Source organism: Mesorhizobium sp. AD1-1, assembly GCF_020164655.1.
GTDB classification, from domain to species: domain Bacteria; phylum Pseudomonadota; class Alphaproteobacteria; order Rhizobiales; family Rhizobiaceae; genus Mesorhizobium; species Mesorhizobium ciceri.
This window is the reverse complement of record NZ_JAIUGP010000008.1, coordinates 164,859-183,893: the sequence shown is the minus strand read 5'-3', so window position 1 is coordinate 183,893 and position 19,035 is coordinate 164,859. Positions and strand designations below refer to the sequence as shown.

The 19,035-nt window shown below is 62.6% G+C and carries 19 protein-coding genes; 2 read left to right on the top strand and 17 right to left on the bottom strand.

Annotated features, from left to right (window positions below; all coding sequences use genetic code 11):
• Positions 1–86 precede the first annotated feature (86 nt).
• From LB519_RS17355 to LB519_RS17295, 13 genes are all read right to left on the bottom strand, one after another.
• Positions 87–1,511 (bottom strand): FAD-binding oxidoreductase, encoded by a 1,425-nt coding sequence (locus tag LB519_RS17355; RefSeq protein ID WP_224620689.1) that lies wholly within the window; start codon positions 1,509–1,511, stop codon positions 87–89.
• Positions 1,512–1,571: 60 nt separating this feature from the next.
• The gene (locus tag LB519_RS17350; RefSeq protein ID WP_027161621.1) at positions 1,572–2,330 is read right to left on the bottom strand and encodes an amino acid ABC transporter ATP-binding protein; all 759 of its coding nucleotides are present in this window, start codon (positions 2,328–2,330) and stop codon (positions 1,572–1,574) included.
• 12 nt (positions 2,331–2,342) lie between these two features.
• Positions 2,343–3,422, bottom strand: coding sequence for an amino acid ABC transporter permease (locus LB519_RS17345; protein ID WP_224620688.1), 1,080 nt, complete (start codon positions 3,420–3,422; stop codon positions 2,343–2,345).
• 3 nt (positions 3,423–3,425) lie between these two features.
• Positions 3,426–4,589 (bottom strand): ABC transporter permease subunit, encoded by a 1,164-nt coding sequence (locus LB519_RS17340; protein ID WP_013530399.1) that lies wholly within the window; start codon positions 4,587–4,589, stop codon positions 3,426–3,428.
• A gap of 79 nt (positions 4,590–4,668) precedes the next feature.
• Positions 4,669–5,703: an amino acid ABC transporter substrate-binding protein gene (locus tag LB519_RS17335; RefSeq protein WP_013530400.1), complete on the bottom strand. Its 1,035-nt coding sequence runs from the start codon at positions 5,701–5,703 to the stop codon at positions 4,669–4,671.
• 86 nt (positions 5,704–5,789) lie between these two features.
• Positions 5,790–6,740 (bottom strand): LysR substrate-binding domain-containing protein, encoded by a 951-nt coding sequence (locus LB519_RS17330; RefSeq protein WP_013530401.1) that lies wholly within the window; start codon positions 6,738–6,740, stop codon positions 5,790–5,792.
• 70 nt (positions 6,741–6,810) lie between these two features.
• A complete protein-coding gene (locus LB519_RS17325) occupies positions 6,811–7,560 on the bottom strand; it encodes an SDR family NAD(P)-dependent oxidoreductase (protein ID WP_063168723.1) in 750 nt (249 codons plus the stop codon).
• Positions 7,561–7,572: 12 nt separating this feature from the next.
• A complete protein-coding gene (locus LB519_RS17320; protein WP_224620687.1) occupies positions 7,573–8,283 on the bottom strand; it encodes an SDR family oxidoreductase in 711 nt (236 codons plus the stop codon).
• A gap of 290 nt (positions 8,284–8,573) precedes the next feature.
• Positions 8,574–9,512 carry a FadR/GntR family transcriptional regulator gene (locus LB519_RS17315; protein ID WP_224620686.1) on the bottom strand — a complete coding sequence of 313 codons (939 nt, stop codon included), beginning with the start codon at positions 9,510–9,512 and terminating at the stop codon, positions 8,574–8,576.
• Positions 9,413–9,760 carry a RidA family protein gene (locus LB519_RS17310; RefSeq protein ID WP_013530405.1) on the bottom strand — a complete coding sequence of 116 codons (348 nt, stop codon included), beginning with the start codon at positions 9,758–9,760 and terminating at the stop codon, positions 9,413–9,415. Before LB519_RS17310 ends, LB519_RS17315 begins: the two co-directional genes overlap by 100 nt.
• 95 nt (positions 9,761–9,855) lie before the next feature.
• Positions 9,856–10,662, bottom strand: a complete 807-nt coding sequence (locus LB519_RS17305) for an SDR family NAD(P)-dependent oxidoreductase (protein WP_224620685.1) — start codon at positions 10,660–10,662, stop codon at positions 9,856–9,858.
• The gene (locus tag LB519_RS17300; protein WP_224620684.1) at positions 10,655–11,467 is read right to left on the bottom strand and encodes a shikimate dehydrogenase family protein; all 813 of its coding nucleotides are present in this window, start codon (positions 11,465–11,467) and stop codon (positions 10,655–10,657) included. Before LB519_RS17300 ends, LB519_RS17305 begins: the two co-directional genes overlap by 8 nt.
• Positions 11,468–11,472: 5 nt before the next feature.
• On the bottom strand, positions 11,473–12,363 hold the full coding sequence (locus LB519_RS17295) for a 2-hydroxy-3-oxopropionate reductase (RefSeq protein ID WP_064992566.1): 891 nt from the start codon (positions 12,361–12,363) through the stop codon (positions 11,473–11,475).
• Positions 12,364–12,481: 118 nt separating this feature from the next.
• Between LB519_RS17295 and LB519_RS17290 the strand changes: the two genes are divergently transcribed.
• The gene (locus tag LB519_RS17290; protein ID WP_224620683.1) at positions 12,482–13,246 is read left to right on the top strand and encodes an HpcH/HpaI aldolase family protein; all 765 of its coding nucleotides are present in this window, start codon (positions 12,482–12,484) and stop codon (positions 13,244–13,246) included.
• A gap of 15 nt (positions 13,247–13,261) precedes the next feature.
• The gene (locus LB519_RS17285; protein WP_024503251.1) at positions 13,262–14,479 is read left to right on the top strand and encodes an NAD(P)/FAD-dependent oxidoreductase; all 1,218 of its coding nucleotides are present in this window, start codon (positions 13,262–13,264) and stop codon (positions 14,477–14,479) included.
• A 179-nt stretch (positions 14,480–14,658) separates the two neighbouring features.
• On the opposite strand, the gene LB519_RS17280 is transcribed toward LB519_RS17285, so the two are convergent.
• From LB519_RS17280 to LB519_RS31330, 4 genes are all read right to left on the bottom strand, one after another.
• Positions 14,659–15,390 (bottom strand): ABC transporter permease, encoded by a 732-nt coding sequence (locus tag LB519_RS17280; RefSeq protein WP_224620751.1) that lies wholly within the window; start codon positions 15,388–15,390, stop codon positions 14,659–14,661.
• A 5-nt stretch (positions 15,391–15,395) separates the two neighbouring features.
• The gene (locus LB519_RS17275) at positions 15,396–16,103 is read right to left on the bottom strand and encodes an ABC transporter permease (protein ID WP_063168719.1); all 708 of its coding nucleotides are present in this window, start codon (positions 16,101–16,103) and stop codon (positions 15,396–15,398) included.
• 77 nt (positions 16,104–16,180) lie between these two features.
• Positions 16,181–16,978, bottom strand: a complete 798-nt coding sequence (locus LB519_RS17270; RefSeq protein WP_224620682.1) for a transporter substrate-binding domain-containing protein — start codon at positions 16,976–16,978, stop codon at positions 16,181–16,183.
• A gap of 71 nt (positions 16,979–17,049) precedes the next feature.
• A complete protein-coding gene (locus LB519_RS31330) occupies positions 17,050–19,014 on the bottom strand; it encodes a DUF2817 domain-containing protein (RefSeq protein ID WP_411909255.1) in 1,965 nt (654 codons plus the stop codon).
• Between the last annotated feature and the right edge of the window lie 21 nt (positions 19,015–19,035).

Genomic DNA, 19,035 nt, shown 5'->3' with positions numbered 1-19,035 from the left:
TTCATTCAGGCGGCAAGCGGATCGAGCCTGCCTTTCGGATTCATACGTGCACGCTGGCACATCGAGACGAAACCAAGAAATGCCGTCTATTCGAAAGTTTTTCTTTCCCGAGAGGCGCGCACCAGGACGTCCGGGTTCATCGTGCCCAGCGGATCGAACGCGCCTTTGAGCCGCGCCATGAGCTCTCGCTCCACCAGGCCGCGATTGCGGTCGGCCATGACCACCTTTGCCCGGCCAAGCCCATGCTCGGCGGCAAAGCTGCCGCCCATCTGAGTGGCAAGAGATGACAGCGCCTCTGCGAACAGCTCGGCCTTGCCGTCGAAATCGGCACGACCTTCCGGCGGAGACAAATTGTAATGGATGTTTCCGTCGCCGAGGTGCCCGAACGGGTTTATCCGCACACCGGGAAGAATGCCGCCGCAGATCTTCGCGCCAGCCTCGACGAAACGGGCGATTGCACCTGGAGGGACGGAGATGTCGTGCTTGAGTTGCTCGCCTTCCAGCCTTTGTCCCTCCGGTTGCTCCTCGCGCAGCCGCCAGAATTGTGCCCGATGCGCACCTGTCGCCGCCAGCGCGCCGTCGCTAACCAGGCTCTGTTCCATGCCCCATTCCAGAGCCGAAGCCAGGATCTCGTCCAGGGGAACGCGTGACGACCCCGATGCCAGTTCGACCAGCAGATAGACGTCGCCCCGTGTCTCCAGTTGGTAGGCAAGGTCGGGCACGTGCTTGAGCGCCAATCGCAGGCCCACATCGGAGAAGAACTCGAGGCCAGTCAGGAATTCCCCGGCCTCGCCGCGCAGGAAGGCGCCGAACGAAACGGCGGCTGCAAAGCCGGGCAGGACCAGAAGGGCGCTCGCTTGCTGCCGAGGCTTGGGGTAGATCCGCAGGATCGCGCGCGTGACGATGCCGAGCGTGCCCTCAGCGCCACAGAACAGCTTGCGCAGTTGATAGCCGGCATTGTCCTTCTGCACCGCGCGCAGTCCGTCCCAAATCCCGCCATCAGGCGTCACGACTTCGAGACCCAGGACGAGATCCTGCATCATGCCGTATCGGAAAGCCTGGCTGCCGCCGGCATTGGTGCCGATCAGGCCGCCGATCCTGGCGCTGCCTTCGGCGCCCAGACGCATTGGAAACATCAGGCCATTCGGTTCCAGCGTCTCGTGCAGCGTTGCCAGCACGACACCCGCCTCGACGACGATCGATCCGCTGTCCAGATCCGGCTTCCCGATCGCCGTCATGCGTGACAGCGAGACGATCACCGCATTCGGCTGCTCGGCGACGGCGGCGCCGCAAAGCCCGGTGTTCCCGCCCTGTGGCACCACCGCCAGCCCTGCCTCGCGACATAGCTTGACGACACTGGCAACCTCCGGCGTATCTGCGGGCCTGGCAACGCCAAGAGGTGCGACGCCATAGCGATTGAGCCAATCGCGCCGGTAGGGCTCGGCATCCCGGCCCGAAAGCCAGCCTTTCGGCCCGAGAATCTCGTGCAGCGCGGTGGCGTGATCGGTCACTGATCTACCCGAGTTAGCTGAGGGCGTGCCGAGCGACACGTCCGGATCGTTGCTTTCCAATCAATGACCCAGCACCTGCGACAGGAATTGTCGAGTGCGCTCGTTGCGGGAAGAGGTGAAGAACTCGTCCGGAGGCGCTTCTTCGAGGATCTCGCCGCCGTCCATGAAAAGCACCCGGTCCGCCACGCGACGCGCAAAGCCCATCTCATGCGTCACGCAGATCATCGTCATGCCTTCCGAGGCAAGCGTGACCATGACGTCAAGCACTTCGGAAACCATTTCCGGATCGAGCGCCGAGGTCGGTTCGTCGAACAGCATGATCTGCGGCTGCATGCAAAGAGCGCGTGCAATGGCGACGCGCTGCTGCTGACCGCCGGACAATTGGCTGGGATATTTCATGGCCTGCTCGGGAATGCGCACCTTCTCCAGGTAGTGGCGGGCGGTTGCCTCGGCTTGCGCCCGCGGCTGCTTGCGCACGATCATCGGGGAGATCATGCAGTTCTCCAGCACCGTCATGTGCGGGAACAGGTTGAAGTGCTGGAACACCATGCCGACTTCACGCCTGATCTCGTCGATATTGCCGACATCGTCGTTGAGCTCGGTCCCGAGCACCGCGATGCGGCCGCCATTGTGCTGTTCGAGGCGGTTGATGCAGCGGATCATCGTCGATTTGCCGGAGCCGGAGGGTCCGCAGACGACGATTTTTTCGCCCCGTTGTACGGAAAGGTTTATCCCGCGCAGTGCTTGGAACGTGCCGTAGTATTTGTCGAGGTTTTCGATGCGGAGCGCCGGCTCACCGGTCGAATTGGTTGAGATCACCTGCACGCCTCCTTACCGTTCGCTGACCGACATGCGGCGCTCGAGAAAGGCGCCATAGCGGGATAGGCTGAAGACGAAGATGAAGTAGATGAAGGCGATGAAGGCATAGACTTCGACATAGGCGAAGCGCCATTCGCCGGTGCCATAGGCGGCATTGCCGGAAGCCAGGATCTCGAAGAAACCGACGATGACCACCAGCGAGGTCTCCTTGAACGAGATGACGAACTGGTTGATCGTGGCCGGCATTGCGTTGCGCATGGCCTGAGGCAGGAGGATGCGGCTGATGCGTTGCCAATAGCGCATGCCGAGCGCCATGGCAGCCTCCTCCTGTCCTGTCGCAACGCCCTGCATGCCGCCTCTCACGATCTCAGCCTGATAGGCGGAGAAGAACAGAGCGGAGCCGAGGATCACGCGGTAAAGCTTGTCGCCCTGGAGCCATTGCGGCAGCGCGAACGGCAGAACCACTGCAAAGGTGAAGAGGATCGATATCAGCGGAAGCGACCGGACCCCGTCGATGATGAGGCCGGTGGTCCGCGAAATCCAGGGCAGCTCCGACCGGCGCAGCAAGGCCGAGCAGATCGCCAAGGGGAAACCGATCAGGCAGGTGGTCACGAAGATGAACAGGGTCAGCGCCAGCCCGCCCCAGGCTTCCTCGCCCACATGGGCAAGGCCAAGCACGCCGCCTTTCATCAATAGGTAGAAAAGGCCTGTTCCGGCTCCCCATACCAGCGCGATCCGGCGGCCCGTCCAGAACGCCGGGATACAGCTCAGCACCGTCATCACCACAACGGCGACGCAGGCCAGCGCCGAGCGCCATTGTTCCTCGTAGGGATAGAGGCCGAAGAAGATGATCCGCCATCTCGCTGCGATGACCGACCAGCAGGCTCCCGCTGCCGCCTGGCAGGCTTCCGGCCCGCCGCTGGTGGTGAAGACAGCCGAGAAAACCGCCCAATTCAGCAGCTTCCAGGCCAGGAAGACCATGATCGTCAGACAGGCCAGCGACACCACCGCCTGAAGCGGCGTCGCGAAGAAGCGTCGCCTCAGATCCTCAAGCCTGCCGGGAGCGGGTGGAGCGACAATGACCATCTCCATCTCTCAGCCCCTCAGTTGATTGCCCTTGAGGGCAATTGCCTTGTTGATGCGGTTGAAGACGGCGGCAAGGCTGAGGTTGATGGCGAGGAAGCCCGCCATCAGGATGCCGATCGCTTCGAGGGTTTGCCCGGAATGGTTGATCGTCAGCGCCACAATCATGAAGAAGTCGGTGAAGCCCACGGCGATGCCCATCGTCGTCGCCTTCATCAGCCAGACATACTGATTGGCAAGGATCGGCAGCATGGCACGCAGCGCCAGCGGCAGCCGCACCAGCGTGAAGACCCGCCAGGGACTAAGGCCCAAGGAAAGGGCTGCCTCGACCTGGCCGGTGCCGACAGATTTGAAGCCTCCGCGCACGATCTCCGCAATGTAGGAGCCGCCATAGATGGCGATGGCGATAGCGAGGGTGGCGAACTCCGGAGGGATACGCAGGCCGCCTCTCAGATTGAGGCCTTGCAGGGCAGGGAAGTCCAGCAGCGGCGTATCCGGCAGACGTCCGAGAGCCAGAATGATGGTCGCGCAGGCCAGTGCCGCTGCGGCAGCGGCAAACTGGATGGTGCGCCGCTGGCCGATCGGCTGGGCAAGGAGCGACGTCCTGCCCAGCCAGGCTGGCAGCACGATGGCCGCGATCACAGCCACTGTGGCTGCGGCAAACGCGGCACTGCCGACGTTCGGGAATGGGATGTAGAGTCCTCGGCTGGTGAGCAGGAAGCCCCAGGCTTCGTGCGCGCTGCGCGGCGTCGGCAGGTGCGTGATGATCGCATACCAGAAGAAAACCTGGAGGATCAGCGGAATGTTGCGGAAGATGTCCACATAGGTACGGCCGAGCAGCCGCGCCAAATCGTTCGAAGACGTCCGCGCCAGACCGACGATCGTTCCCACGATCGTCGCCAGAATCAGGCCGACGCTCCCCAGGAACAGCGTGTTGATGATGCCGATGAGGAAGTACCACCAATAGGGATCATTGGCCGTGGCGGGCAGCAGCGAGAAATTCACATCCCAACCCGTCGACTTGAACAGAAAGTCGAATCCGGAGGTGATCCCCTGATCAGCCAGGTTGCGGCGGGCGATCACGATGCCGGCAAGCACCATCGCGGCGATCGAGCCGACATAGAGGACCTGCAACAGCGCGTTGCGGACCTTTTGATTTCTCAGCAGGCTGACCATCCAAAGATCCTTGCCGAATTGTCGCCGACCCCGCCCAGCTGTGCCGGGCGGGGCCTGGAGCGGGTGAGTTAAGGACGGATCAGTCGATCACCAGCGGGAACAGGACACCGCCATTGTTCCAAAGGTTGGTCAACTCGCGGTCCATCTTGTAGGGCGAGTCCTTGCCGAGGTCGCGCTCGAAGATTTCGCCGTAATTGCCGACGTTCTTGATCACCTTGTAGGCCCAGTCATCATCGAGACCGAGACCCTTGCCCATGCCTGGCGTGACGCCGAGGAACTTGGCGACTTGCGGCGAGGTCGGCTTGGCCTTGACCTCGTCGACGTTCTTGGAGGTGATGCCTTCCTGCTCGGCGAAGATCAGCGTGCTCAGCGTCCAGTTGGCGATGTCAACCCAATTGTCGTCGCCTTGGCGCATGATCATGACTTCAGGCTCGACGGCGAGCACGTCGGGCAGGATGACATGGTCGTCGACCTTGCTCTTGGCGATGCGCGCAATGGCGAGCGTCGGGCCCCACTGCGCATAGAGATCGCAGCGTCCGGAGAAATAGGCCTGCTCGAGCTCCTCGGTCTTTTCGATGAGCACGGGTTCGAGCTTGATGCCAAGCTTGGCCGTATAGGCCGCGACCTGCTGTTCCTGCGACGTGCCGGCGGGAATGCAGATCGTGCCGCCGGCCGCATCCTTGAGCGACTTGAGGTTTAGCTCCTTGTGCGCCATCACCTTGGTCGTTCCGAGGTAATAGGACATGGAAAATTGCAGGCCGAGCTCGGTGTCGCGGCTGAGCGTGCCGCCCGACGCCTTGATGATGATGTCGACATCGCCCGATTGCAGGGACGGCCAGCGCTGCGCCCAGCTGATCGGAACGACCTTCAGTTTTGCCGGGTCGCCGAGCACGGCCGTGGCCACCGCCCGGCAGAGATCGATGTCCATGCCCTTCCAGTTGCCCTTGTCGTCGACTTCGGCGAAGCCGAGGTAAGACCCGTCATGGCCGGTGCAGTTGAGCACGCCGCGCGCCTTGACGGCTTCCAGCGTCTTGCCGCCGGCGGCTTCTGCCGGCGCTGCAAAATGCACAAGTCCAAGGGCCATGGCTGCGGCCCCCCATTTCATCGTCTTCATGTTCCGTCTCCACTGTTGAGGTTGTTTGGTTTCTTGTTGTTGGAGGCCCAAAAGTTCTCTTTCGGAGCTCGGTCTCAAAGCCGCTCCTAGTCGGAAAGCGGGGTCGGTTTCGGCACGGAGGAAATCTTCAGATCGCTGCCCCAGTCCTGCTGGGCGAGCCATCGGTGAAGGGCGGCGACCGCCTTCACGCGCAGGTGCCCGCGCGGGACGATCAGGTAGAATCCAGGAACTTCTTCCGGCCGCATATCGGCAAGGGCGTCGCGCCCGACCGGAGCGACCAGCGCGCCCGACCTCAAATCTTCCTCGGCGTCGATGACGGAGACGAGACCGACGCCGATGCCTTGCAGGGTTGCACGGCGCATGGTCGCGGCATCGTCGAAGCTGATGCTTCGGTTGCCGTCCGTCTGCTCGATGGCAAGGTGGCGTAAAATGTCTGGCCAAAGGCGCTTCGACTTGACGGTGTCCAGCAACGTGAACAACGTCAGGTCCTGCGCCGATTTGATGCTCTCGCCGATGGCCGGAGTGCAGCAGATGACCTTCGGATCAGGCACCAGCAGTATGGTCTCGTAGTCCGGCCAATTGCCGTAGCCCCACTGGACGGTCATATCGATGTCGTCGCGTCCGAAATCGGGCAGATCGACCATCGTCGTCAGGCGCAGATCCGCACCGGGCAATATCTCCCGGAACAGAGATAGGCGAGGCAGCAAATAGTGGGTCGCGAAATAGGGGCTCGCATTCAGGTTGATGCGGTCCCGGTAATTCGACTTGGTGACGCGGCGAACACCTTCGGAAAACTCGTCGAACCCAGCTTTGACATAGTGCGAGAGAAGGATGGCAGACTCGGTCAATTCGACCGACCGCCCCTTGCGTTCGAACAGTGTCACCTGAAGCGTGTCCTCCAGTAGCTTGATCTGCTGTCCGACGGCCTGCGGCGTGACCAGCAATTCATCCGCCGCCTGCCGGAAGCTCTTGTGCTGCGCGACGGCGTGGAAGACGCGAAGCGCATTCAGCGAGGGAAGGCGAAGCTTGCCGGTCATCGTCTATTCCACCTCCTTTCGCTTGCGTTCCTGTTGGACAATTCAGCGCCGCCGGCGCTGCAAAAATAGCTCAGGCGTATATATAACCACCTGAAACAATTACATTTTCTCCCGTCATGTAGGTATTCTTGGGGCCGCCGGTCATGAGAACCCACTCGGCAATCTCCGCAGGCTCGGCGCCACGACCCAGCGGGCTCGCCTTGGCCAGTTCCTCGAGGAAGCCGAGGGCCTTGGCCCGCTCCGTGGCCATGCCTGCGGGGGCCACCGAATTGACCAGGATCCCGTGTTTTGCGACGTCATGGGCAAAGGAGCGCGTCAGGCTGACCACGGCGGCCTTGGTTGCCGCATAGTGGGCGTTCTGCGGATGCGCCTTGAAGGCATCGACAGAGGTCAGGTTGACGATCCGGCCACGCACATGGCTCTTCGGCTCCTGCGATTGCATGTGGCGAACGGCTGCCACCATCATGTGATAAGTGCCCTTGATGTTGATGCCATTGGAGGCATCCCAATCGGCGTCGCTGATCTCGAGGAGCGGGCGGCGAGGGTAGATCGCGGCGCAATTGATCAGCGTGTCGATACGCCCGAGCTTCGAAACGATGGCGTCGAAGGCGGCGTGGCACTGAGGGCCGACCTGGATGTCGCACAGGGCGGCCGCGGTCGGCAGGCCGTTGGCCTTTGCCGGTGCGAGAGCGGCTTCGGCGGCGTCCTGGTTGATGTCGATGATGCCGATCTTTGCAGCCCCGGCCTCTACAGCCATCCTGGCCAAAAGCGCGCCGAGGCCAGCGCCGCCGCCTACGATCAGAACGGAAAGATCCTTCATTCCAGTTTTTCCTTACTTGGTGCCGCTTGGCGAGGTTGGCCATGTCGGCATGATGTCGAAACGGGTAACGTCGGCCCATGCGGGCAGGCCGAGTACCGCGACCACCATTCTGGCCACGTCATCCGGCTGCACCACTTTGCTGGCGTACATGGCCGCGCGCGCCTTTGCGTCGAGGATGTCCTGGTAGAGCTGCGTCTCGACACGGCCGGCGACGATCTCGGTGACACGGACGCCTGATGGGGAGAGGTCGGCGCGCAACGCGGCGGCAAAGCCTGATATCGCCGCCTTGGTGGCCGAATAGACGGCAATGTTGGAATATGCCGCGTGGCCCGCGGTGGAGCCGGTGAACAGGATGTGGCCAGCCTGCCGCTCGCGCATCTGCGGAACGACGAGGCGGGTAAGCAGGATTGCCGCGCCGAGGTTGACCTCCAGCGTGGTGTCGATGTCGGAGATTTTCATGTCGGCGAAATTGCCCAACGGTGGCATGATCCCGGCATTATTGATCAGCACGTCGATGGTCAGATCCGCCAGAACAGCTTCCAGCGCCTCGCGATCGGTCACGTCGACGGCGATGGGCACGATGCCGGATCGCTCGGCCTGCAACGCCTTGAGCGCGGCCTGGCTGCGCCCGACCGCATAGACATCGTAGCCGGCGTCGCTCAGTGCGATCGCCATGGCCCGCCCTATGCCGCTTGTTGCACCTGTGATGAAGGCTGTCGTCACGTTGGCTTCCCTGATTGCCTGATTCAGTCTGCGGCCTGGGCCGATGCCGCGAAACCAAGAAAACCAGCAAAAAGGAAAGATAAACTTTCGAATTCTCTTTTCTCGCCCGAAAACCGGGCAGGTGGTCACTTCGGCGCCGAGGCTGAAAATCGAAGGAAATGATGGGAAAACGATGTTCTCAACCTGCGGGAAACGGTTCAGGTCAGCTGGCGGAGCCAAAACATGGCTTTCGCAATGCGGTGGCTAATCTGGGTGAGTGCGAATGCCTTAGGTGATCGAAGCCGGGGGCCTTACCCGCCTGTCGGAGCAGGCCTCTTCATATCGGTAAAGAGCGAGGCCGCAGCCGCCTGCTGCTCTGCCTCTGTCGCCGCGACGCCCGAAGCCCGTGCCAAAGCGCGCACACGCCCGAGGCTGTTGTGCAGATGCTTGCGCATGGCCTGGCGAGCAGCACGACCATCCTGCCTTTCGATGGCATCCACGATGGTTTTGTGCTCGTTGTGAATGCGTGCGTAATAGCTGTCCTTGAGCGCCGGCGTGACCACGTAGCCCAGTTGAAAGCGTGGAACGATCATCGGCCTGAGATAGCTCAGGAAGCCGTGGATGAATTCGTTGCGCGCGGCTTTGGCGATCGCCAGATGGAAATCATAGTCGTAGTGGATCTGGACGACAGCGGGATCCGCTTGCTGGGCGTCGACCTGTTCCATCAGGGCTCGGATTCCGTTCGCCTCCGCATCGGTGCGCCGTTCCGCGCATAGCCCGGCGGACTCCACCTCGACACTCAATCTCAGTTCGAGCAGGGCAATGGTTTCCGGCAAGGTCCTCAGCGCCTCGTCCGGTATCGAGAAATTGCGCGGCGCCGGCGTTTCGCTGACGAACATGCCGCGGCCCTGCTGCGGCACCACCATCCCTTCGGAGCGCAATCGCGCCACCGCTTCCCGCACCACCGTCCGGCTGACGTCGTACTCGGCACAAAGCTCCGCCTCGGTCGGCAATTGCGCGCCGGGAAGCAGAGATCCGGAACGGATCTTTTCGGACAGACTCTCCGCCACGACAGTGGAAAGCGGTTTGCGCTTCGTCATCAGTCTCCCCTTAGCCAGATTCGCGATGATGCCCGAACCGGCAAGGCCATTCAAACCGCCGCGGTGACGATCAGCTCGACCAGCATTCCAGGTTTGGCCATCCGTCCTTCGCCGGAAGAGCGCGCGGGTGCATGCTCCTTCGGCATCCATCCGTCCCAGACCGTGTTGACCTCGTCGAAATCCCTGATGTCGTCCAGCCACATCTGCACGTGAAGGATGCGTGTCTTGTCCGTACCGGCCTTGGCAAGCAGGACGTCGACCTTGCCAAGCGCCTCGCGCATCTGGTCGGCTGCGGACTGACCCGGCTTTGCGACCTGGCCGGTGAGGTAGAGGGTGCCATTGTGGATGACCCCGTGGTGGATGCGGGTGTCGAAGTCGAAGCGCTTGATGTCACTCATTGGATTGTCCTTGTCAGATTTCCGGCCTCCGCCGGATTGGTCAGATTTCCGGCCTCCGCCGGATTGGTCAGATTTCCGGCCTCCGCCGGATGGACTCAGATTGCCGGCGTCTGGCGGATGGGGTTTCCCTGCAGATATTGTGCGTAGGGCGCCTGAACGAGCCAGCCGGCGTCGACGGGCAGCGTGACGCCGGTTATCGATGCGGCCTGGTCGGAGCAGAGGAACAGTGCGGCCTCGGCAACGTCGCGCGGCTCGACGAAGCGGCGCAGCGCGGTGGTCGCCTGGATGGCTTCGGGATTGCGCTCACCCTTGGCGATCCTGGCTTTCAGACCGTCCGAAAGCGTGTAGCCGGGGGCCACCGCATTGACGCGTACGCCGTGCGGACCGAGCTCGGCGGCCAGGATCTGGGTCAAGGCCAGGACGGCATGCTTTCCGGGCGTGTAGGCGGGCAGGGACAGCGGCGCGAAGGAGGCAAGCGAGCCGACGTTCAGGATCGCGCCTCGCCCGGCAGCCGACATCAGCCGACCGAACACCTGGCAACCCAGCAAGGTGCCGCGATAGTTCACTCGCCACATCCTCTCGTCTTCGTCCAGATCCTGGTCGAGGACGTGCTTGCCACTCTGCAGGATGCCGGCGCAATTGACGACGACGTGCGGGGCACCGAACGCGTCGCTGACGGCCTGCGCCAGCGCTTCCACCGAGCCGGATTCGGCGACATCGGTCTGGACAAACAGCGCGCGCGGTGCGCCAACCGCCGCGCAGGCGCCAACCGCCTCATCGCCCCGTGCCGCATCCCTGCCGGCGACCACCAGATGGTAGCCGTCCTCGGCAAAGCGCAGCGCTATCGCGCGTCCGATGCCGGAAGTGCCGCCGATGACGACGGCCGTCAATGTCTCAGCCATTGCCGCGACCCTTGCCTTCGATGTCGAAGAATTCGGACATGGCCCGGACCTGGAAATCCATCATCGGGCGCCCCGGCTGAATGCGGCAGCCAATCTCTTTCGCCGCCTTTAGCAGGGGGGTCTCGGCGGGCTCCATGATGATGTCGACGACCGTCATATCCGGGGTCAGCCGGCTCACATCCAGCGGCAGCGGGTCGCCGGCGTGCATGCCGACCGGCGTGGCGTTGATCGCCATATGCATGCCGGAAGGCTCGGCCGCTCCAACCTGGATGCGGCATTTCGGGAAGACCTGCGCGACCAGCGCCGCCAGTTTTTCGGCGCGACCGGTATCGATGTCGGCCAAGCGGATTTCCTCGGCGCCGGCTTCCGCAAGACAATAGGCCAGGGACGCGCCGGCGCCGCCGGCGCCGACCTGAAGGATGCGGCGGCCGGCAATCTCATGTCCGCCTGCCTTGAGGCCATCGATAAAGCCGACGCCGTCGAAATTGTCGGCGTACCAGCTGCCATCGGGCAGCCGGCGCACGGAATTGGCGCTCTGCACCCTCGCGGCGCGGTCGTGAGCGGCGGTGCATTTGTGATAGACCGCAACCTTGTACGGCACCGAGATGATCACGCCTCTGATATTCTCGGCTGCCGTGATGCCGGCCCAGAAGGCCTCGAAATCCTCCGGGCGGCAGCTCAAGGGCACCATGAGGCTGTCGAGGCCCTTCTGCTCGAAGATCTCGTTGAATATGCCGGGGCTCTTGGCATGGGCCACGGGATGGGCCAGCATCACGAAGATCTCGGCCTTGCCGGTTCCGCGCATCGGTTTTACTCCTTTTCTTTTGACAGTTCGTGGCCGCTGAGGATCTCCAGCGCCTGGACGAGGGACGAGTGGTCGGCCTCCGCGCCGCCTGGTCGGGCTGAGCAGGCGCTCATCAGTTGTTGCGCCATCGCGGTGTTCGGCAGCGAGACGCCAAGCGCGCGGGCGCTTTCGAGCGCGAGGTTGAGATCCTTCTGGTGAAGCCGCATGCGAAAGCCCGGGGCGAAGGTCCGGGCGATCATGCGCTCGCCATGCACCTCCAGCACGCGGGACGAGGCAAAGCCGCCCATCAGCGCGGCGCGCACCTTTGCCGGGTCGCAACCGGCCTTGCTGGCAAAGACGAGCGCTTCCGCCACGGCCTCTATGTTGAGCGCGACGATGATCTGATTTGCGATCTTGCAGGTCTGGCCGGCGCCATTGTGCTCGCCGATCAAGGTGATGTTCTTGCCCAGCGTCCGAAAGATCGGCAGCGCGCGCTCGAACTCTGCGGTCGGCCCGCCGACCATGATGGTGAGGCTCGCCGCCTTGGCGCCGACCTCACCGCCCGAGACCGGGGCGTCGAGGTAGCCGGCTCCCGCTTGCCGCAGTTTCGCTGCGAATTCCGCAGTGGCGATAGGGCTGATCGAGCTCATGTCGATGACCAGCTTATCGGCCGACAGCCCCTCCAGGACGCCGTTTCCTCCAAGCAGGACACGCTCCACATCTGGCGTGTCGGGCAGCATGGTCACGATGATCTCGGACATCCGCGCCACATCGCCAGGAGAGGCGACGACCGATGCCCTAAGGTCCTTCGGCAGAGGGGAGCGGTTCAGGACCGTGAAGATCTCATGTCCCGCGTCGACGAGATGGTGCGCCATCGGTGCTCCCATCACACCGAGCCCGATGAACCCGATCTTCATTCTTGAACCCCTGTACGAAGGTTGGTGCGTATTGCATCTTGCAGCAAATTATTGCCGTATGATATAGGACATCATACAAATTTCAACGTCCTTTCGCTCATCGGAGACCGACCGCAAAATGCAAGAGCGCCTCAACACGCTGAAGGCTGCCGTGTCGGCCGGCCGGGCCCATATCGGCATCTGGTGCTCGCTGGCTTCGGCCCTGACGACGGAAATTGTCGCGGGCTCCGGCGCCGGCTGGCTGCTGATCGATGGCGAGCATAGCCCCAATCATCTGCGCAGCATCATGGCCCAGTTGCAGGTCATGGGCGGCTTTGACAGCGAGGCCGTCGTCAGGCTGCCTTCCGACGATCCCAATCTGATCAAGCAGGCCCTGGATATCGGTGCGCGCAGCCTGATGATCCCCAATGTGCGGACGGCCGATCAGGCCCGCGCCATTGTCGCGGCCATGACATATGCGCCTGGTGGATTTCGCGGCTTCTCGGTCGGTCACCGTGCCAACGGCTTCGGTCGCATCGCCGGTTACCACGCCAAGGCGCGTGAGCAGCAGCTTCTCGCCGTACAGATCGAGGATGAATTGGGCGTCGCCAATGCCGCGGAAATTGCGGCAGTGGACGGCGTCGACGTTCTCTTCGTCGGGCCCGGCGACCTTTCCACCAATATGGGTGCGATGGGCAATCCCGGGGCCGCACACGTTCAAGAAGCGATCGCCTCGGTGCGCAAGGCGGCAACGGCGGCAGGCAAGGCCAGCGGGATCCTGGCTCCCGCAAAGACCGATGCCGACCGCTACCTCGCCGACGGCTTCACCATGGTTGCCGTTGGTTCCGACCTCGGCCTGCTGGCGCGGGGCTCGGATGCCTTGGTCGCTTCGTTCACTCAGTAGACCGGAGATACAGCCATGCCGATCCCCCGGTACAAAGCGCCGTCACGGACCGCCTACGACATCGTCATCGTCGGCGGTGCCGTCATCGGTTCGTCCACGGCCTACTGGCTGAGCCAGGCGCTGGGCAGCGGCGCCTCGATCCTCGTGGTCGAACGCGACTCGAGCTACGAATTCTCGTCGACGGCGCTCTCCACCAGTGCGATCCGGCAGCAATATTCCAATCCGATCAATGTGAAGATCAGCCAGTTCGGCATCGAGGTCATCCGCGGATTTCAGGAGCGTATGGCACCTTTCTACAAGGACGAACCGGCGCCCGACCTCGGCTTCAAGGAGCATGGGTATCTTTACTGCTGTTCACCCGACGGCGTCAAAGCGGCCCGCGAGCGCGTCGATCTGCAGCGCAGTTTTGGGGCCCACACGGTGTTTCTTGAGCCGGGCCCGCTGAAGGATCGCTTCCCCTGGCTCAATGTGGAGGATCTCGGTGGCGGTTCCTGGGGGGCCAGGGAAGAGGGCTGGTTCGATTCCGTGGGGCTGATGAACGGTTTCCGCCGCGCAGCCCGCGCCAGCGGCGTCGAGTATATCGACAATGCCGTGACAGGGCTGGATATCGCCGATGGGCGGGTCATCTCGGTGCGCCTCGCGACCGGACAGACGGTTGCCTGCGGAACATTGGTCAACGCCGCGGGCCCGCGCGCTCAGCAGGTGGCCGCCATGGCCGGCCTGTCGATCCCGGTCGCGCCCTACAAGCGCTACAGCTTCGTCTTCGCCAGCGCCAACCCGATCCCCGGCCGGATGCCCAATGTCATCGACCTTTCCGGAACATTCGTGCGTCCCGAAGGCGAGCTTTTTCTCACCGGCAACACGCCGCAAGGCGACGGACCGGCCGGCTACGACGACTTTGAAATGCACCATGAAGAGTTCGACGACTACATCTGGCCGGCACTCTGGCACCGCATTCCGTCTTTCGACGCACTCAAGGTCCAGACCAGTTGGACCGGCCACTACGAGTACAACATGCTCGACCACAACGGCATCGTCGGCTTTCACCCGCAGGTGACCAATTTCATGTTTGCCAACGGCTTCTCGGGGCACGGGCTGCAACAGTCGCCAGCCGTGGGCCGGGCCGTTTCAGAACTTATCGTTCACGGGGCTTTCCAGACGCTCGATCTTTCGCCGTTCTGTTACGAGCGCATAGATCGCAACGAGCCGTTTCTCGAGGAAGCAGTGATCTAAAGCGAGACGATCGGTCCCCCATTTTATCTCGGGCATTCAGCGTCCAATGAAATTGCATCTTAGTCAGAGACGTCGTGAAAACTACTCGCTTCTCGCCGGGCTTGTTTCCAACGACTGACGAGTAGCCACTCGACCGTCAGTGACAATTGGTTTCGGATCGCTCTATCTTAGCAGGGGCGTCACGAACCCACGGTCGATCGATTTGGTTGCGGCGCTGCCAGATCTCGGCCAGAGGACGCCTCGTGGCGCATGAGGAAACGCTCTATGGCGCGGATGATGGCGATCAACAGCAGATTGATCACAAGGTAGAGCACGCCGGCAATGGCGAAGATCTCGAAGATTGCGAAGGTCTGGCTCATCAGCCGCTTGGCGTAGCCGGTGATCTCGAGCACCGTGATCGTCGAGGCAAGGCTGGTCCCCTTGACGACCAGGATGAGCTCATTGCCATAGGCCGGCAGCGCCTGGCGGATGGCGAGCGGAAACTCGATGCGCCGGAACCGCAGCATGCGCGACATGCCGCATGCCTGCGCCGCTTCGACGAGGCCAACCGGAACCGACATCAATCCGCCGCGCAGGATCTCCGACGTGTAGGCAGCCGTGTTCAGCGCAAGCGCCAGCACGGCGCAGCGCGCGCCGTCGCTGATCAACCACCACAAAGCTGCGTTGTCCTTGATCAGGGAAAGTTGGCCAAGCCCGTAATAGAACAGGAAAATCTGCACCAGCAGTGGCGTCCCGCGAAAGACATTGGAATAATATTTGGCAAAGCCTGACAGGAAGCGGTTCGACGACAGCCGCATCAGCGCCAAACCGAGGCCCAGATTGAAGCCGATCAGCACCGAGACGAACGTTAGTGCCGCTGTGACCCACAGGTCCTTGAGCAGGACGGGAACCGCTAGCTGGATGAGATCCATCATAACTACTTTCTCGTCCTCACCCTGAGTAGGCGTTCGATGCCGTCGAACCCGGCCTGGCTGACGAGCGTAATGGCCAGATAAACCACAGCCGCGATCAGGTAGAAGATGAACGGGTGGCGGGTGGAATTGGCGCCAATGAAAGAAATGCGCATCAGCTCCTGAAGGCCGACCACCGAGACCAGGGCCGTGTCCTTGATCGTCGTCTGCCAGACATTGTTGATTCCGGGAACCGCGATGCGCAGCATCTGCGGCGCGATGATGCGGCGAAAGATCCGGCCGCCCGATAACCCGAGCGCGCGCGCGGCCTCGATATGCCCATTGGGGATCGCCCCCAGGGCTCCGCGCACGACCTCGGTCGAATAGGCGCCGGAGATCGCGCCGATGGCGATGACCGCGATGACGAACGCATAGCCGCTCTCCGCGACCCCGGCATAGCCGAAAGCGGTCACGACCTTGGTCACGAATTCAACCGAACTGAAAAACAGGAGGTAGATGATGAGCAGCTCGGGCACGCCGCGCACCAGCGAGGTATAGGCATCAACGAGCAGCGAGAGCGGAAATATCCGGGCCCATTTGATCAAGCCGCAGACAATGCCGATCACCAGCCCGGCCGCCATGCTGACGAGACCCACCAGGATCGTTATCGACGCGCCACGCAGGATGGCGGTCACCCAACCCGCTTCCCAAACCTGCCAGAGACCGAATTCCATCTGAGTTGCCCTAGTCTTGTCGTGCCAGCGAAGCGCATGCGCCCGGCGCTCCGGGCGCATGCGAGGGTTCCAAGGCGTTATTTGCAGGGCCGGGAAATGTCCGTCTTGAACCATTTCTGGCTTGCCTTGCCGACCGAGCCGTCCGCGATCAGCTCGCAAAGCGCCTTGTCGATCTTGGCCTTGAGTTCGGTGTTGTCCTGCGCGATGCCGACGCCGATGCCTTCGCCAAGCGTCGGGTCGTATGTGCTCTTGATCTCAACACCGACCAGTTGGAAGTTCTTGCCGTCAGGCTTGTCCAGAAAATCCTGCAAGGCGGATTGATCGGCGAAAGCCGTGTCGATACGGCCGCTCGCCAGGTCGATCTGCATCTGGTCAAGCGTGTCGTAGGTTTTCAGGTCGGCATTCGGTGCACGCTTCTCGAGGAAATGCGCGTGGGTCGTGCCAGCCTGCACGCCGACCTTCTTGCCGTCGAGCGACTTCAGCAGCGTGTCGACGTCGGTGATCGCGGCCAGATCAGAACCCTTGGCCGCGACGAACATGTTGGCCAGTTCGGCATAGCCGACGCTGAAATTGATCTCCTTCTTGCGATCGGCGGTGATCGACATGCCCGAGATGATGACGTCGAAGCGCTTGGCCTTCAGCGCCGGGATCAACCCGTCGAACGCCTGCACGACAAAATGGCAGGTCACCGCGAGTTTGGTGCACAGCAACGCGCCGACATCGGCGTCGAAACCGGTGACGTTGCCACTGGCGTCGGACATGCTCCATGGCGGGTAGGCGCCTTCCGTTCCGATGGACAACTCGCCTTCGGCCGCCAATGCGCTTCCCATGCTTCCCGCGAGACATGCGAGCAGCGTCAAGACTTTCAGTTTCATATCAGTTCCCCTTGTTGTTGGTCTTCATTGCCGTTGTCCGGTGCGAACCGGACGCTTCGAGAATGCTTCCCTCACAGTGTCCGAGCCAGGAATTGGCGCAGACGCTCCGAGCGCGGGCTGCCGAACAGCTCCGCGGGCGCACCCTCTTCCTCCACCTTTCCCTGGTGGAGAAACAGAACCTTGTGGGAGACCTCGCGCGCGAACTGCATCTCGTGCGTTACGAGGATCATGGTGTTGCCTTCCTCCGCCAGTTGACGGATCACGCGCAGCACCTCGCCGACCAACTCGGGATCGAGCGCCGATGTCGGTTCGTCGAAGAGGATGACTTTGGGACGCATCGCGAGCGTTCGGGCGATCGCGGCGCGTTGCTGCTGGCCGCCTGATAACTGGCCCGGATAATGAGCGTGCTTGTCGGCGAGCCCGACCTTCTTCAACAAGGCGTGCGCATGTTCGATGGCCTTCTCGCGGGGCTCCTTCAAGACGTGCCGGGGCGCTTCGATGATGTTCTCCGCCACCGTCATGTGCGGCCACAGATTGAAGTTCTGGAACACCATGCCGACGCGGGCGCGGATGCGTTCGACCTGCGCCATATCGGCTGGCCCAAGACGGCCGCTCGACAGCGGCTTCATCTTGATCACCTCGCCATCGATGGCGATCTTGCCGCCATCCGGCTGCTCCAGAAGATTGATGCAACGCAGGAACGTGCTCTTGCCCGAGCCCGACGAGCCGATCATGGAAATGACCTCACCGGCATGGGCGGTGAGATTGACGCCCTTCAACACCAAAAGCGAGCCGAAGCTCTTGTGAAGCTCGTCGATCTGCACGGCCGGCGTGGTGATCTTTGCCTTGTCAGCGGGCGCCGGATCGGCCGCGACGGCAGGAAGGGTTGGCGGCGTCTGTTCGCTGCTGGTGTCCTGGGTTATCTCGACGGTTCGCAGGTCCGCCAGCGCACGATCGAAATAGCGCAGGCTGCTGGACAGGCAGGTGCGTTGCCAGTCTGGGTCATCCGGGATGAAGGCGCAACGCAGAGTGTCGCGGATCCGCTTGCCCAACGGCGAATCGAGCTTGCCGAACAGATGCAGCCAGTTGTCGGCCTGGACCGCTTCCATGACAGCCGGCCCATCCAACGTGCCGCATTCAACGACAAGCGGCAGCACGCGCGCGTTCGGCATTGCCTTGCGGACGGCATCGGAGACATAGCCGGTCGCCGTTGCCGTGATGCCGGTATCGGTCTTGGCGCCCTGGCCTGTCAGGACTGTCGCCAGCGCCGGCCCGAAGATGGATTTGCCCCAGGCAAGGCCGTCATGCTCGGAACTCGCCACAGAAAGCAGAGCCGGATAACCGTAAGGCCCGGCGCCGGTATGCAGGTCGAAGACGATGGCCTGGCGCGCCGCGCCGGCAAAGGTCTTCAGAATTTCGTTCAAGGTGCGGTTCGACCAGACCGGGCCGCCACCGCCGTAGAACATGCCGTCGGCGAACTCATACTGGCCGGCTTCGACGATTGCCGCCAGCCCGGCATGCCCAAGCCTTTTGCGCGCCACGGCGAGCTTCTCGTCGGCCGCTATGCGGTCCGGTCCCTCCCACTCGCGATACGCCATGGCGTCGTGCAGGCCGGCATAACCGTTGTTGACGGGAGCACTTGAAGACCAGTCGATGAAGTTGCGGTTGAGGTCGACATTGTCCTCGTTGACGCGCCGCGACCAAGCCGTACCCCAGGGATTGATGAGGTGAATGGCAAGGATGGCTGTGTCGCCGGGCAGGCGCCCCAGGTTCTTCCGGCCGAGCCAGGCGGTCTGGCAAGTCGAGCCGAACGGGCCCTCGACACCATGCGTACCGGAGATGAGCACGATCAGCTTGCGCGCATCGCGGCGGCCAAGCAGCGCCACATCCGTCGCCAGCGTCTCGCCATCCGGGCCGTTCAGCGGATGAACATATTCAGACAGTTCCGCGCCGGCCCGCTCGGCGGCTTCGCGAAATCTCCTGCGAAGGATCGCGAAATCACAGGCATAGACTGGGACTGGCTCATCATGGCGCATGGTCGATCCCACCGGATCGCT